The organism is Duganella margarita (genome assembly GCF_009857535.1).
In the GTDB taxonomy this organism is placed as follows: domain Bacteria; phylum Pseudomonadota; class Gammaproteobacteria; order Burkholderiales; family Burkholderiaceae_D; genus Rugamonas; species Rugamonas margarita.
The window spans coordinates 16,393-30,893 of record NZ_WWCS01000013.1 but is presented as its reverse complement, the minus strand read 5'-3'; the positions used below and the strand labels follow the sequence as shown (position 1 = coordinate 30,893).

At 64.1% G+C, this 14,501-nt stretch carries 13 protein-coding genes; 7 read left to right on the top strand and 6 right to left on the bottom strand.

All coding sequences use genetic code 11. From position 1 onward, the window contains the following. Nucleotides 1-30: 30 nt before the first annotated feature. The 5 genes from GTP55_RS19275 to GTP55_RS19255 all read left to right on the top strand — a co-directional run bounded on the left by GTP55_RS19275 (nt 31) and on the right by GTP55_RS19255 (nt 5,267). Nucleotides 31-1,095, top strand: a complete 1,065-nt coding sequence (locus tag GTP55_RS19275; RefSeq protein WP_161046486.1) for a PQQ-dependent sugar dehydrogenase — start codon at nt 31-33, stop codon at nt 1,093-1,095. Between the two features lie 308 nt (nt 1,096-1,403). Continuing rightward, nucleotides 1,404-1,661 (top strand): hypothetical protein, encoded by a 258-nt coding sequence (locus tag GTP55_RS19270; RefSeq protein WP_161046485.1) that lies wholly within the window; start codon nt 1,404-1,406, stop codon nt 1,659-1,661. Nucleotides 1,662-1,906: 245 nt separating this feature from the next. Beyond that, nucleotides 1,907-3,412: an HD domain-containing phosphohydrolase gene (locus GTP55_RS19265; protein WP_161046484.1), complete on the top strand. Its 1,506-nt coding sequence runs from the start codon at nt 1,907-1,909 to the stop codon at nt 3,410-3,412. 58 nt (nt 3,413-3,470) lie between these two features. After that, entirely contained in the window at nt 3,471-4,376 is a 906-nt protein-coding gene (locus GTP55_RS19260; RefSeq protein ID WP_161046483.1) for an SAM hydrolase/SAM-dependent halogenase family protein, read from the top strand. A gap of 102 nt (nt 4,377-4,478) precedes the next feature. Continuing rightward, nucleotides 4,479-5,267 (top strand): alpha/beta fold hydrolase, encoded by a 789-nt coding sequence (locus tag GTP55_RS19255; RefSeq protein WP_161046482.1) that lies wholly within the window; start codon nt 4,479-4,481, stop codon nt 5,265-5,267. Nucleotides 5,268-5,270: 3 nt separating this feature from the next. On the opposite strand, the gene GTP55_RS19250 is transcribed toward GTP55_RS19255, so the two are convergent. Further along, complete coding sequence (locus GTP55_RS19250; protein ID WP_161046481.1) at nt 5,271-6,170, bottom strand: AraC family transcriptional regulator; 900 nt, start codon at nt 6,168-6,170, stop codon at nt 5,271-5,273. A 95-nt stretch (nt 6,171-6,265) separates the two neighbouring features. Between GTP55_RS19250 and GTP55_RS19245 the strand changes: the two genes are divergently transcribed. Then, on the top strand, nt 6,266-6,562 hold the full coding sequence (locus GTP55_RS19245; RefSeq protein ID WP_161046480.1) for a hypothetical protein: 297 nt from the start codon (nt 6,266-6,268) through the stop codon (nt 6,560-6,562). 6 nt (nt 6,563-6,568) lie between these two features. On the opposite strand, the gene GTP55_RS19240 is transcribed toward GTP55_RS19245, so the two are convergent. The 3 genes from GTP55_RS19240 to GTP55_RS19230 form a co-directional block, all read right to left on the bottom strand. After that, nucleotides 6,569-7,144, bottom strand: a complete 576-nt coding sequence (locus GTP55_RS19240; protein WP_161046479.1) for a hypothetical protein — start codon at nt 7,142-7,144, stop codon at nt 6,569-6,571. 64 nt (nt 7,145-7,208) lie between these two features. Further along, entirely contained in the window at nt 7,209-9,152 is a 1,944-nt protein-coding gene (locus tag GTP55_RS19235) for a GAF domain-containing sensor histidine kinase (RefSeq protein WP_161046478.1), read from the bottom strand. A gap of 79 nt (nt 9,153-9,231) precedes the next feature. Next, complete coding sequence (locus GTP55_RS19230; protein ID WP_161046477.1) at nt 9,232-9,720, bottom strand: hypothetical protein; 489 nt, start codon at nt 9,718-9,720, stop codon at nt 9,232-9,234. Between the two features lie 553 nt (nt 9,721-10,273). On the opposite strand from GTP55_RS19230, the gene GTP55_RS19225 reads away from it, so the two are divergent. Beyond that, on the top strand, nt 10,274-10,666 hold the full coding sequence (locus GTP55_RS19225; protein WP_161046476.1) for a hypothetical protein: 393 nt from the start codon (nt 10,274-10,276) through the stop codon (nt 10,664-10,666). A gap of 14 nt (nt 10,667-10,680) precedes the next feature. Here GTP55_RS19225 and GTP55_RS19220 read toward each other — a convergent pair whose 3' ends face one another. Beyond that, on the bottom strand, nt 10,681-13,746 hold the full coding sequence (locus tag GTP55_RS19220) for a CHASE domain-containing protein (RefSeq protein ID WP_161046475.1): 3,066 nt from the start codon (nt 13,744-13,746) through the stop codon (nt 10,681-10,683). Next, a complete protein-coding gene (gene queC / locus GTP55_RS19215) occupies nt 13,747-14,454 on the bottom strand; it encodes a 7-cyano-7-deazaguanine synthase QueC (RefSeq protein WP_161046474.1) in 708 nt (235 codons plus the stop codon). Nucleotides 14,455-14,501: the final 47 nt, after the last annotated feature.

The following is a 14,501-nucleotide window of genomic DNA, read 5'->3' as shown; positions in this document are numbered from 1 at the left end:
GCGCAGACAGCTCGTCAACGGAGAACGATCATGTTGAAACACGCTTGCGCCGTCATCCTCGCATTCAACATCGCCGGCTGCGGCGGCAGTTCCGGTGCCGGCAGCACAACGACGCCGCTGCCGCCGACCACGCCGACCGCTCCCTCCGGCGGCCCCACCGTGCTGGCCACCGGCCTGCAAATCCCCTGGTCGATCGCCTTTAATGGCAGCACGCCGCTGATCAGCGAACGCGGCACGGCGCGCATCCAGGCGGTGGACGCGAATGGCGCGCTGACCGCCATCGCCACCCTCAGCGGCGTGAGCGGCACCGGCGAAGGCGGCCTGCTCGGCATCGCCGTGCGGGACGGCTACCTGTACGCCTACTTCACCGCCGGCGCCGAGAACCGTATCGCGCGCTATCCGCTGACCGGCTCCGGCGCCGCCACGCGCCTCGGCACGGCGCAACCGCTCCTGAGCGGCATCCCCGCCGGCAGCAACCACAATGGCGGACGCCTCGCCTTCGGCCCCGACGGCATGCTGTACGCCTCCACCGGCGATGCCGGCGCCACCAGCCGCTCACAGGATCTCAACTCACTCGGCGGCAAAATCCTGCGCCTGACGCCGGACGGCCGCGTGCCGGCCGACAACCCTTTTGTTGGCTCCTACGTGTACAGCTACGGCCACCGCAACGTGCAGGGACTGGCATGGGCCAGCGATGGCGCCATGTACGCATCCGAGTTCGGCCAGAACACCTGGGACGAACTGAATCTGATCAAAGCCGGAGGCAACTACGGCTGGCCTACGGTCGAAGGCAAGGCCGGCAACAGCCGGTACACCGATCCGCTCCAGCAATGGCCGACCGCCGAGGCCAGCCCGAGCGGCATCGCCATCAGTGGCGGCAACCTCTACATCGCCAACCTGCGCGGCGAACGGCTACGCAAAGTACCGCTCTCGGCACCCGGCACGTCATCGGAATTCTACGTCCAACAATACGGCCGCCTGCGCGACGTCACCGTCGCCCCCGACGGCAGGCTCTACATGATCACCAACAACACCGACGGCCGCGGCACACCGAAAGGCGGTGACGACCGCCTGCTAAGCGCTCCCATTCTTTAACGCGCAGCCCTTTGGGCGTTGCGCCGGGATGGCAGGCATACGGCCCAGGATCTCCTTATCGATCTTGCGCAAGTCGCGCCTGCGCCATGATGTCGGCACTACCTCCACCGCCCGCTGCGGCGATCGCAGCAGCAACAGCACGGCCACACCATGTATCAGTGCAGCAATACCCAACGGCCAAAGCGGCCGAGCCCGATGCCTCATGTAATGAATTCTTCAATGATATTGCGGCAACTATACACGTTGCGCGCGTCGCCGATTTGCTGGCTGGAGTAGCATGCCCCATAGGCCGCCAGCAAGGAGCAATCATGCCGACCAAAACCATAGACGGATACGAAATCGAATTCACCGCCGAACCACTGCCGGGTACCGACCACTGGGGCGCTTACGTGGCGATCCTGGCGCCGTCCGCCAACCCGATGCACATGGACGAGGTCTACCCCAAACAGCGCGTCATGGCCGACCTGCCCTGCACCTGCGAAGCGGACGCGCAAGCGCACGCGGAACAGGCCGCCGAGACCATCCTCGAGCAGCTGCGCGCCCCGCAGAAATCCGCCGCCGACTAGCATCCCCACCACACTTTGCAAAAATCTTTGTTTTTCGATAGCAATATTGTTAAAAACAAAGTATTGTTGAGTGTGAACTTCAGCGCAAAAAGGCGGTTGCGGTGTCCTTATGTATCGCAGCGTACAGTAACGCCGCCAAGGTGTTGTGCAGAGCAACAGGAATATTTATTGCCTGTTGTTAATGGCTGTGGGTCAGACTACAATCGGGTGTCATTCAGCTGAAACAATTTGCGGAATCTGTTCATATGTCTTTTCTGTCATCTGCCTCGCCCAAGTTAGCACCATGGAAAGTCCTGTTGGTAGACGACGAACCGGACATTCATGACATCACCAAACTGACGCTGAGCCGCTTCCGCCTCGACGGCCGCGCGCTGAGCTTCGTGCACGCCTACAGCGGCGCCGAAGCCAAGGAAGTGCTGGCGCGCGAGTCCGACATCGCGCTGGTGTTCCTCGACGTCGTGATGGAAAAGGAAGACAGCGGCCTGGAAGTGGCGCGCTGGATGCGCCAGGACCTGGACAACCAGTTCACCCGCATCGTGCTGCGCACCGGCCAGCCCGGCCAGGCGCCGGAAGAGCGCGTGATCGTCAACTACGACATCAACGACTACAAAGAAAAAACCGAGCTGGACCGCACCAAGCTGTTCACCACCACCTTCGCCGCGCTGCGCGCCTACCGCGACATCATGAAGGTGGAGGAAGCCCACCGCGCCCAGGTCAATTACCGCGAAGGCCTGGAGCGCGTGATCGCCGCCTCCTCGCACATCTTCCGCCAACGCAATCTGAAAGACTTCGCCAACGGCCTGCTGCAACAAGTCGTGGCGCTGCTGCGCCTGGAACACAGCATGCTGCTGCGCCTGCGCGGTGCTACCGCTATCAGCGGCGAGAACGATTACGAAATCCTGGCCAAGATCGGCGATGAAGACGGCACCCTGCTGTCGCCGGAAGTGCTGGCGCAGATCGACGCCGCCAAGAGCAACCAGATTTCGCGCGTCGAAGGCGACACCTACATCGGCTACTTCCCCAACGCCAGCGGCAAGGCGTCGCTGCTGGTGCTCAAGGGCGTGGCGGAAATTTCGGAAATCGACACCAAGCTGCTGGAAGTGTTCTGCTCGGGCGTCGCCATCGCCTTCGACAACATCCTGCTGAGCCAGGAGATCACCGACACCCAGGCCGAACTCATCATGCGTCTCGGCGACGTCGTCGAATCGCGCTCCAACGAGGCCGGCAACCACGTGCGCCGCATGGCCGAAGTGTGCCATCTGCTGGCGCAGGAAGCCGGCCTGCCGGAAGACGAAGTGGCGGTGCTGCGCCACGCCGCGCCGATGCACGACATCGGCAAGATCGCCACGCCGGACGCGGTGCTGCTCAAGCCGGGCAAGCTGGATGCGGCCGAGTGGGAAATCATGAAGCAGCACCCGGCCGTTGGCCTGTCGATCCTCGATGGGTCGCAGCGCCCGATCCTGAAGGCGGCTGCCGTCATCGCCCACCAGCACCACGAGAAATACGACGGCAGCGGCTATCCGCAAGGCCTGAAGGGCGAGAACATCCACCTGTACGCGCGCATTGTCGCCGTGGCCGACGTGTTCGACGCGCTGATGCACAAGCGTTGCTACAAGGAAGCCTGGCCGATCGAAAAAGTCATCGAGCACCTGCGCGAAGTGGCCGGCCATCACCTCGATCCAAAGTATGTCGATCTGCTGATCAAGAACATCGACCGCGCGCTGGCGATCAACGAGCGCCTGCCGGACTAACCGTCGGCGGCGCCCGGGTCGCTGTCCGCCGGCACCATCCCTTCTGACAACGGAGCGTATGAAACACTTCCTTCCTGCCCTCTGCCTGACGGCGGCGCTGACTGCGCCGGCCTTCGCCGCCAAAAACGCGCTGGTGCTGCAAACCGACTTCGGCACGTCGGACGGTGCGGTCTCTGCCATGCACGGCGTGGCCTACGGCGTCGACCCCAACCTGACGGTGGCCGACCTGACCCACAACATTCCCGACTACGACATCTGGGTCGGCGGCTACCGCCTGTTCCAGACCGCGAACTACTGGCCGCAAGGCACGGTGTTCGTCTCGGTCATCGATCCGGGCGTGGGCACGACGCGCAAGTCGGTGGTGTTGAAGACCCGGGAAGGCCGCTACTTCGTCGGTCCGGACAACGGCCAGTTCACGCTGATCGCCGAGCGCGACGGCGTGGCCGAGCTGCGCGAGATCGACGAGAAGGTCAACCGCCGCGCCGGTTCGGGCGAGTCCTACACCTTCCACGGCCGCGACGTCTACGCGTATGTGGGCGCGCGGCTGGCGTCGGGCACCATCAGCTATGAACAGGTGGGACCGGCGCTGCCAATCGAATCCGTCATCAAGATCCCGTACCAGAAAGCGGCCCTGAGCGACGGCAAGCTGCGCGGCATCATCCCGGTGCTGGACATCAAATACGGCAACGTCTGGACCAATGTGCCAAAGGCGCTGTTTGACCAGCTGGACGTCAAGGAGCACGAGCTGGTGCAGGTGCGCTTCTTCCACAACAAGAAGCTGGTCAACACCGTGGTGGCGCCATACGAGCACACATTTGGCGGCGTCGCCAAAGGCAAGCCGCTGGTCTACCTGAACAGCCTGCTGGACGTGGCGGTCGCGCTGAACCAGGGCAGCTATGCAGAGAAAAACAAAATCGAGTCTGGGGTTGACTGGGAGGTAGAGATTTCCAAGGCTAAGAAGTGAGCGCAGGCTCCGCCAAAAGTCTTGACTACCCGATTGATCAATTTATCTGCTGATTTCCTTGGTAGTATCGGCCATTTTCACCCCTGCCAAAAAGGAAACATCATGAAAAAATTGATCGCCCGTGCCACGATTGGCGCCGCCGCACTGGCTGGCGCGCTGGCCGTCCCAACCGCCTTCGCGGCGGACGCCAAACCGACCGTCGTGCTGGTGCACGGCGCCTTCGCCGACTCGTCGAGCTGGGATGGCGTGACCGCCAAGCTGGAAAAAGACGGCTACACCGTCATCGGCGCCGCCAATCCGCTGCGCAGCGTCAAGACCGACGCCGCCTCCGTGGCCTCGGTGCTGAAAAGCGTCAGCGGCCCGGTAGTGCTGGTCGGCCACTCGTACGGCGGCTCGGTGATCAGCGCCGCCGCCACCGGCGCCAGCAATGTCAAAGCGCTGGTCTACGTGGCGGCGTTTGCGCCGGACGCGGGTGAAACGGCAGTCGGCCTGTCGGGTAAATTCCCGGGCAGCACGCTGGGCCCGACGCTGGCGCCGCCGGTCGCGCTGGCCGATGGCGGCAAAGACCTGTACATCCAGCAAAGCAAATTCCACAACCAGTTCGCCGCCGACCTGCCGGAAGCCAAAGCGCGCCTGATGGCTGCGGGCCAGCGTCCGATCACCGACGCCGCGCTGAACGAAGCGTCGCCGGCGCCGGCGTGGAAAACCATCCCGTCGTGGTTCATCTACGGCAAGGCCGACAAGAACATTCCGGCCGCCTCGCACGACTTCATGGCCAAGCGCGCCAACTCGAAGAAAACCATCGTCATCGACGGCGCCTCGCACGTGGTCATGACCTCGCACCCGGCCGAAGTCGCCAAGCTGATCGAAGAAGCGGCCACAGGCAAGTAAGGGCTACGCCGCAGCGTATTGTGGATCGCGCAGGCGTTCGATATCGCGCTGCGGCGGCAAGCCGTACATGCGGCTGTAATCGCGGCTGAAGTGCGACGGACTCTGGTAGCCCACCTCATAGCCGGCCGTGCCGACATCGCGGTGCTCCAGCGCGATCAGGCGGCGCGCTTCGTGCAGGCGCAGCTGCTTTTGATACTGCATCGGCGTCATGCCGGTGATCGCCTTGAAATGCTGGTGCAACGATGACGCGCTCATGTTGGCCTGCGCCGCCAGCGTCTCCACCAGCAGCGGTTCGCGGAAGTTGGCGCGCAGCCAGCTGACGGCGGTGGCGACCTTGTTGCCGGGCGTGTCAGCCTGGGCGATATGCATCAGTTGCGGGCCGCACGGGCCGGTCAGCAGGTAATACAAAATCTCTTGCTCAATCAGCGGCGCCAGTGCCGGGATCGCTTCCGGCGTATCCAGCAGGCGCACCAGCCGCAGCACCGCGTCCAGCAGCGCATCGCTGGCGCGGTTGACGGTCACGCTCAAGCCACGCGCGGCAGCCAGCGCCGACGGCGGCATGCTGATGCGGCTCATCAGGTCCTTCAGCTTGGTGGTGTCGATGATGATGCCGACGCCCAGGTGCGGCTGCTCCGGCGTGGCCAGCGTAACGCAGGACGCCACCGGCACGTCCATCGCCACCAGCAGGAAGTCGCCGACGCCGTAGCGCATCACGTGCTCGCCGATAGTCAGCGTCTTCTCGCCCTGCGCCACCAGCGCAAAGCACGGCTGCTGCGACGTATGCACCGGCACCGTCCGGCCCGAGCGGCGGCCGAAGAACAGGGTATCGATGGCGCTCGGGCGCTGGCCGTCTTCAACGGCGTGGCGGGCAATCAGCGTGGCTAATTCGGCAAAGCGGTTCATTTGGAGGATTCGGCATCAGGCTAAGAGGATGGCGCTACCGGCAGCGGCGGCATTAGCCGTAGGATACAGCATCTCAACCACGCACGCAGAAAACCATGACGCTCGCTATCGAAATCACTACCTTCCAGCTCAACGGCTGCACCTGCGCGGAGTTTATCGCCGCCAATGCCGAACTCGACGTGTGGCTGGCGCGCCAGCCGGGCTTTCAGTCCCGCACCATGGCCGAACAAAAAGACGGCACCATCGTCGACATGCTGTTTTGGGATTCGGTGGCGCAAGGCACGGCGTCCATGCACCGCCTGATGGATGAGCTGCGCGACTCGCCGGTGCACGGCATGATCGATCAGGACACGGTGTCGTGGTCGATCGCGCCCGTGCGGCACCGGGTGTAAACCAGCTTACAGGTGGCCTTCCTGTTTCTTGACGATCTTTTCCAGCGTGGCGCGCAGCGATTTCAGATCGGCCGTCGCCCCTTCCACCAATTTGCTGTCTTGCGCGCCTTGCAGGTCGATGCTCACGCTGGGAATCTGCACCGCCTCGGCATCGGCCGAGGCCTGCTGCGCGGCGTAGGCGCTGCGGCCTTCGGCGTAGCCATCGTCGGCGGTAGCGGAGGAACCGCTGTCTTCCGCCGGCGTGGCTGCCACATCCGGCACACTGGTGTCACCTGGGGTACGCAACACGCCGGCCGCCTGTTTCAGCTGGCTGGCCAGCTGCTTCAGTTGCTGCAACATGGCCTTGGCGTCCTTGCTGCCAAACATCGCCAGCATCTTCTTCAGCATCTCGATCTGCTTCTTGATCTCGTCGATGCGCATCCGCGCGGCGGCCTTCTGGTCTAAGTCCGCCCGGCGTGACAAGCCGTCGATGGTGGCGGCGTTTTTCTTCGCCATCTCCAGCTTCTTTTGCAGCAGGTTCTGATAAGCGTCACTCCCAGCATCGAAGCTGGCAGAGGATCGGTAAGCGGATATGGCAAGCATGGCGGTTCTCACAAAGGGCTGTTCAAGTTACAAAGGCGACAAGAACAGCCGTTTCGTTAAACCGTCACTTGCGCTTGACCTTCGGGAAGCGCAACTTGTAGTGCAGCCCCATGCCCGGTGCGCTGACGACTTTGACTGTGCCGCCCAGCGCGCCGGTCACCAGGTTGTACAGGATATGCGCGCCAAGGCCGCTGCCGCCGGAGCCGCGCTTGGTGGTGAAGAACGGGTCGAACAGCTGCGCCAGCGTGGCGCTGTCCATGCCGACGCCATCATCGCTGTAGTCGAACTCGACGTTGTCACCCTCCACCTTGCCGGTGATCTTGATCTTGCCCGCCTGCCCTTCTTCAAAACCGTGCACCAGCGAATTGACCACCATATTGGTGACGATCTGCGAAATCGCGCCGGGGAAGCTGGCCATGTTGATCTGCTCGTCGCAATTGATCTCGATCTGGATCGGCTTGCCCTTCAGCTTGGGCTGCAGGGACAGCAGCACCTCGTCCAGGTACTTGCGCAGGTTGAAGCTGCGGATATCGTCCGACGACTGGTCCACCGCCACCTGCTTGAAGCTGCGCACCAGCGCCGCCGCCCGCTGGGTGTTGGTGGTCATGATTTTCAGCGACTGGTCGATGATGTCGAAGAACTGGTTCAGGCCGTCTTCATCCAGCACGCCGTTGGCCATGTCCTCGCGGGTCAGCTTCAGCTCTTCCACCAGATGGCTGGTGGCGGTGACGCAGATGCCAAGCGGCGTGTTGATCTCGTGCGCCACCCCGGCCACCAGGCGGCCCAGCGAAGCCAGCTTCTCCTGGCGCACCAGTTCGCCCTGCGCATCCTTCAGCGAGGTCAGCGCGTTTTCGAGCGCGGCGTTCTGCTGCTCCAGCGTTTCCTTGGCGTGGCGGATCTGGCGGTCGGCCTGCATGCGGGCAATCGCCACCGCGACGTGGCTGGCCATGAAGGCCAGAATGTCGAGGTCGTTCTGGGTGTACTGCACCTTGTCGTCGTAGCTCTGGACGATGATCACGCCATAGGCCTGGTCGCCCAGCAGCATCGGCGCGCCCATCCAGCTGGAGATCTCGACATTGCCGAGCGGATGCTCCATCTCGCCGCTATCGACCAGCGCCTGGAAGCCGGTGCGGTCCAGCAGCATCGCCTGCTTGCGCTGCAGGATGTACGAGGACATGCCGACGCCATAGTCAAAGCGCTTGACCGGCGCATGCTCATCCTTTTCATCGACAAAATACGGAATGCTGATTTCCTGCGTGTCCGGGTGATACAGCGCCATCAGGAAATTCTTGGCCGGCACCAGCTGGCTGATGATTTCATGCAACTGATGGTTGAGACGGCTGCCACCGGTGGCGGTGGCCGACAGGTTGGCCAGCTCATACAGCGCGCGCTGGATGTTTTCCGCGCGGCGGCGCTCGGCCACCTCGTGCTGCATCTGCACCGTGCGCTCCTGCACCGCGCGTTCCAGCCGGTCCATGCTTTGCAAGCCCTGCAAGGCGCTGGAGACATGGTTGGCGATCAGCTTGAACAGCGCCTGGTCTTCCTCGTTGAAGGTGTGTTGCTTGTCGTAGCTCTGGATCACCACCGCGCCCAGCACCTGGTGGTTCTGGTCCAGCAGCGGGCTGCCCATCCAGTGCTCGGCGATGGTGCCGATGCCGAAGCCGGCGTTGTCCTGGCGCTTGGAGACGTGCTCGGCCGCCGTCATCACGATCGGCTCGCGGCTCAGGATCACCGCCGCCGTCGGCGACTCGCCCGGCACCAGCTCGAACAGCTCGTCGCGGCTGGGCGCCTCGTCGACCTCGTCGACAAAATAGACGAAGCGCACCTGGTTGGCCGGCCCCTCGTGGTCGCTGAGCGCCACGAAGAAGTTGGCCGCATACATGATGCGGCCCAGCGCCGCATGGACCGCCTGCAGGAATTCACTGATATCGGTGCAGCTGCTGGACTTTTGTCCGATTTCCAGCAGCATGGTTTGAACGGCTTCCAGCCGGGTAAGACGACTTTCCATCAGGTTTCCTATGTTGGGTACATGCACATAGGAAATACTAGCAGGAGTGCCTGCTCCGGGCCAGCGCCATCGGCGCCGATCAGGGCTTTTTGTAGCCGTTTTCGATCCAGCCTGTCGCGCTGGCAACGCTGAGCTTGAAAGTCGGGGCGACGCGCACCCGCGCCAGCTCTTCGCCGTACTGGTCGAAGGCGGTCAGCGTGGCGTACGGATCGTCCTCGTCCGGGGTGATGTCCAGGCACACCTTGAACTGGCCGTCGTCGGTGTTGACGAACACGTTCTTGTGCAACTGGGCATGCAATTGCTGCTCGTGGCGGCGGATCACCTCGTTGGCGGTCTTGACCAGCGTGTTGAAGGCGTTGACGTCCAGCGGCTTGGGATTTTTCTTGTCGCGGCCCATGGTCCACGGACCGACCAGCGCCGGTTCCGGCTCGCCGTCCTTGATCATCGCCACCGCCCAGCCGTCGTCATCGTCGTTCTTGATCACGCGCGCGGTCCAGCCATTGCCTTGCCACAGGCGGTCTTGCTGTACCAGGGCGTCGTCGTCGGAATCGGGGAAATCATTAGGCATGGTCGGGCTCGGCGAAAAGAGATGGGGGCCGAATGATACAACAATAGGAAAGGCCCGCCGAGGCGGGCCGTTCAGATGTGCAAACGACAAGCTTAACAAGTGATGCAAGGCGCCCGTTCGGTGATCGGCGGCTTCGGCGGCGCGATGCGCGGATCGATGGCCGGTTCCGGCATGTGGTAGCTGAACGGGTTGATGATAATCGGCGGTATCGTGGGGGGAGCCGATGGCGGGCCTTTCGGGCCTCCGCCGGACAAACGCGGGGCGCTACGCTGGCGCCGTGTGCATCGGGTTGCGGAAGGGATCGATTGCCCTTCGCTCATTGCTAGCCAAGCCATGTTTCTGCCCTCCTTGTGCAAGTGAGAGGTTCAGTTTAGACCAACATATCTTTAAATCAAGGCGCAATTCCAGTTAACCGACCGCTCGGCGCCCCGCTCACGCGTTCCATCCCGTCAATTCGCCGGTCTGTCGCAATCCGATGGCCGGCGCGGGGCGGCGCCGGTACAGTTCAACCATGCCAAACGGCACTGAACAACATCAACAGATGAGGTACGCCATGAACACCAACGCTAAAAAACTGATCTTCGCCGCCGTGATCTTCCTGCTGGCCGTTGCGGCCTGCCAATCGATGTTTGGTGACGGCATGCATGTCAACATCGATGGCGACGAGATCGATGGTCCGCTGGGCGCGGTACTGGGGGTGTTCTTCGGCGGCGCCGGTCTGCTGCTGGCCGGCCTGATCATGACCTGCGTGGCGATCTTCCTGTGCCTGCTGTTTGCCGGTCTCGGCATCATGGCGGTGGTGGGAGTGGCGTTGGCGGCGGTGATCGTGGTGGCCTGTGTGTCGCCGCTGCTGCTGCCGCTGCTGGTGCCGCTCGGCCTGTACTGGCTGCTGGTCAGCCGGCCACGCAAACAGCGCCGCCTGGCGACCATGCAACAAGCGATCTGATTGAAGGCTGCGTGTTAGTCCAAGTTTAAACCGGAAGCGGCCGGGACCTGATGCCCCGGCCGATCCGCCTCACCATCCATCTGCTCTACCCGATTACGTCCAGCCCGCTTGGCCCGGTACAAAGCCTGGTCGGCACGGATCAAGGCCTGATCCCCTCCCGGCGCTTTCTCATCCATCGCAGCAATACCGATACTGACCGTGATGTTCAGCGTCACGCCGTCATCGAGCCGCATCGGCGTCTGTTCCACCCGCTGCCTTAGCCGCTCGGCAAACACCGTCGCTGCCGTCAGCTCGGTCCCCGGCAACAACAGCGCAAACTCCTCGCCGCCAATCCGCCCCAGCATATCGATTTTGCGCTGGCCTTCGCACATCAGATCGGCCAGTTGCCGCAGCACGGCGTCGCCGGCCGCGTGGCCGTATTCATCGTTGATGCGCTTGAAGTGGTCGATGTCCAGTAACAGCACCGCCGCGCTGGCGCCGATGTCGCGTTGCAGCCGGCCTTCCTCTTCCTGCAGGCGGCCCATGAATTCGCGCCGGTTCGGCAGGCCGGTCAGGAAATCGGTGGTGGCCAGCACGCGCAGCTCGTCGTCCATGCGGCGCCGCTCGGTGATGTCCAGCGTCGAGACAATCACGAAGTCGAGGCTGTGCGTATGGCCCGGCATCACCAGCAGCGTCAGTTCGTTCAGGCGCGCCACGCCGTCCAGCCGCTCGAAGCTGCCCTCGCAGGCGAAGAAGTGCTGGCCCTGCGCCAGCGCGGTCACGGCGCCGGCAAAATTCGGCATGGCGGCGGCGTCGAAATTCTGCGCCAGCGTCAGCGCGCCGATGTCCTTGCGGCCCGGCGGCGCCGCCACCTGTTCCAGCGCGGCCGCGTTGACGTCGAGGATGCGCACCAGCGACGCCAGCCGCCGCAACTGGCTGGGATTGGCCTGCAAATAGGCGGCCAGATCCTCGATACCCGACAGTTCCAGCTCGGCCAGCGCGCCGCGCACCGCCGACCAGTCCTGCTCCCACAGCGCCACCGGCGCGTGGTCGTACAGGCTGCGGAAGCGCGCCTCGCCGATGCGCAAGGCTTCCGCCGCCTGCGCCTGTTCGATGGCGATGCCGGCCAGCCGCGCACCTTGCTCGATCAGCGCGATATTGGCCAGGCTGGGCAGGCGCGCCTCGCGGTGGTAAATCGCAAACGTGCCCAGTACCGCGCCGCTGGTGCTGATGATGGGATCGGACCAGCACGAACCTAAATGCGCCTGCAAGGCCAGGTCGCGGTACTCGCCCCACGACGGCGCCAGGCGGATGTCTTCGACGATCACCCGGCTGCGCGTGCGTACCGCCAGCCCGCAGACGCCGATGCCGTCGCGGATCGCCATGCCGTGGATGGCGGCGTTGTAGAAGCCGGGCAGGCTGGGGGCGGCGCCGACCAGCAGATGCTCACCGCTGTCGTCCAGCTGCAGGATGCTGCACATCATGTCCTCGTTGTCCGCCTCCACGCCCAGCACCACGCTTTCCAGGATGGTTTGCAGCGGCGCGCCGGTGGCCAGCAGTTCCAGCACATGGCGGCGGGTCTGTTCACGGCGTTCGATCTGGGTGCGCTCGGTGATGTCGCGGAATGACCAGATGCGCGCCGGCTCGCTGCCCAGTTGCAGGCCGCGCGTATACTTCTCGATCACGCGGCCGTCCTTCAGGTGCAGCACTTCGTGTTCCTCTTCCAGTCCGGCGCCGCGCTGCACGCCGGGCAGCGTCAGTTGCTCCGGCTCGTCCAGCCGCAGGCCGCATTCCGGGTGGCGCAGCTGGCTGCACATATGCGCCATCAGCACCGCGCCGTCGTTCTGCCAGTCCAGGTGTTCCGGCACGTTCCACAATTCGCGGAAGCGGCGGTTGGAGTTGAGCACCGCGCCTTTCAGGTTGTCGACCAAAATGCCGTCGATGGTGGAGTCCAGAATGCTGCGCAACATGGCCTGGCTGCGTTGCGCGCTGTCAGCCAGCACCATCAGTGTGACCTGCCCCTCCTTCAACTCCTCGGCCAGCGCGCGGCTGCGCCGCATGCCTGCGCGGGCGTGCACGCGGCCGCGCGCCAGCAACCAGGTCAGGCAGGCCAACAGGGTGCTGAGCGCCACGCCCAGCGCGCCGATCACCTCGGCCTTGTCGGTGCGCGCCGTACCGCCGCCGGGCAGCGTGGCGATGCGCAGCGTCCAGCGGTGGTTGGCGATACTGATCTGCTGGCGCGTGACGCGCGCCGTGTCGTGCGCTTGCGGCACGCTGTCGTACATCAGCACCTCGGGCGTAATGACGCCGCCGTCGTAGATTTCCACATCCAGCGCGGCGGCGCGCGGGCCGCCCAGTCCCGCCATCAGATCGCCGACGCGGAACGGCGCAAACACCCAGCCGCTGATGGCGCTGCGGCGCTGCGCCAGGGTGGCGATCGGCTGCGGATGGTTATACACCGGCAGCACCACCAGAAAGCCCGACTGCGCCGGCGCGCCCACTTCCTGCACCAGCCGGATCTTGGCGCTCATGGCCGGCTGGCCGGAATCGCGCGCCTGTTCCAGCGCGGTGCGGCGGTGCGGCTCCGACCCGGCGTCGTAGCCGAAGGCGTGGCGGTTGCTGTCGTTGAACGGCTCCAGGTACACAATCGGCGCGTACCAGTCGCGCTCACCCGCCGGGAAAATGCGGTAATCGGGAAAGCCCTGGCGCCGCACCAGCGCCTCATGCGCCTCGCGCTGTCGCGGCCCGACCAGCCGCATGTAGCCAACACCGTGCACGCCGGGGAAGTGACGGTTCAGGTCCTGGCCGGAGAGATAGGTGCGAAATTCTTCGCGGTCGACATCCTGCGAACTGGCGAACAGCCCTTGCACGCCATACAGCGCCTGCACATAGGTTTGCATGTGCTGGTCCAGATTATTGACCAGCTCCCGCACGCGGCCGTCGAAGTCGGCCTGCGCATCCTGCTCGGCATCGGCCAGCGCGCCATGCGATAGCACGGCCGTCACGACCAGGCAACCGCTCAGCACCAGCGCAGGCAGGACGCTCGGCGAGAGCAGTCCCTGCAGCAGTCGGTGCAGCCTTGCCTGGGCGTCGGCCCGCATTTACACCTCGGCGCCCACGAACTGGTGATAGCCACGGGCGCGCAAGGCACACGCCGGGCAGGTGCCGCAGCCGTATCCCCAATCGTGCAGCGCGCCGCGCTCCCCCAGGTAGCAGGTGTGGGTGCCTTCACGGATCAGGTCCACCAGCGCCCGGCCGCCCAGTTCCTGGGCCAGTTCCCAGGTCTGCTTTTTATCGCGCCACATCAGCGGCGTTTCCAGCTTGATGCGGGTGTCCATGCCGAGGTTGAGCGCCACCTGCAGCGCCTTCATGGTGTCGTCGCGGCAGTCCGGATAGCCGGAGAAGTCGGTCTCGCACATGCCGCCCACCAGCACCGTCAGGCCGCGGCGATACGCCACGGTGGCGGCCACGGTCATGAACAGCAGGTTGCGGCCGGGGACAAAGGTGTTCGGCAGGCCGTTGGCCTGGGTTTCAATGGCGATATCGTGGGTCATCGCGGTTTGCGAAATGGCCGAGATCAGCGACAGGTCGATCATATGGTCTTCGCCCAGCCTGGCGTTCCAGTCGGCGGACTGTCGGCGCAGGCTTTGCAGCAGCGTTGGACGCACCGTCAGCTCGACGGCGTGGCGCTGGCCGTAGTCGAAACCGATGGTTTCAACGCGGGCGTAGTGTTTCAGGGCCCAGGCCAGACAGGTGGTGGAGTCTTGACCTCCGCTAAACAGGACCAGGGCGGAATCGGTAGGCAGCATAGTTCTTTCCAGATGAAGCAATCTTATAAGTACGCCATCTTTCAGGG

Coding starts and splice junctions, on each gene's coding strand:
- GTP55_RS19275 (WP_161046486.1), top strand. CDS start 31: ATGTTGAAACACGCTTGCGCCGTCATCCTCGCATTCAACATCGCCGGC.
- GTP55_RS19270 (WP_161046485.1), top strand. CDS start 1,404: ATGCCGACCAAAACCATAGACGGATACGAAATCGAATTCACCGCCGAA.
- GTP55_RS19265 (WP_161046484.1), top strand. CDS start 1,907: ATGTCTTTTCTGTCATCTGCCTCGCCCAAGTTAGCACCATGGAAAGTC.
- GTP55_RS19260 (WP_161046483.1), top strand. CDS start 3,471: ATGAAACACTTCCTTCCTGCCCTCTGCCTGACGGCGGCGCTGACTGCG.
- GTP55_RS19255 (WP_161046482.1), top strand. CDS start 4,479: ATGAAAAAATTGATCGCCCGTGCCACGATTGGCGCCGCCGCACTGGCT.
- GTP55_RS19250 (WP_161046481.1), bottom strand. CDS start 6,170: ATGAACCGCTTTGCCGAATTAGCCACGCTGATTGCCCGCCACGCCGTT.
- GTP55_RS19245 (WP_161046480.1), top strand. CDS start 6,266: ATGACGCTCGCTATCGAAATCACTACCTTCCAGCTCAACGGCTGCACC.
- GTP55_RS19240 (WP_161046479.1), bottom strand. CDS start 7,144: ATGCTTGCCATATCCGCTTACCGATCCTCTGCCAGCTTCGATGCTGGG.
- GTP55_RS19235 (WP_161046478.1), bottom strand. CDS start 9,152: ATGGAAAGTCGTCTTACCCGGCTGGAAGCCGTTCAAACCATGCTGCTG.
- GTP55_RS19230 (WP_161046477.1), bottom strand. CDS start 9,720: ATGCCTAATGATTTCCCCGATTCCGACGACGACGCCCTGGTACAGCAA.
- GTP55_RS19225 (WP_161046476.1), top strand. CDS start 10,274: ATGAACACCAACGCTAAAAAACTGATCTTCGCCGCCGTGATCTTCCTG.
- GTP55_RS19220 (WP_161046475.1), bottom strand. CDS start 13,746: ATGCGGGCCGACGCCCAGGCAAGGCTGCACCGACTGCTGCAGGGACTG.
- queC (WP_161046474.1), bottom strand. CDS start 14,454: ATGCTGCCTACCGATTCCGCCCTGGTCCTGTTTAGCGGAGGTCAAGAC.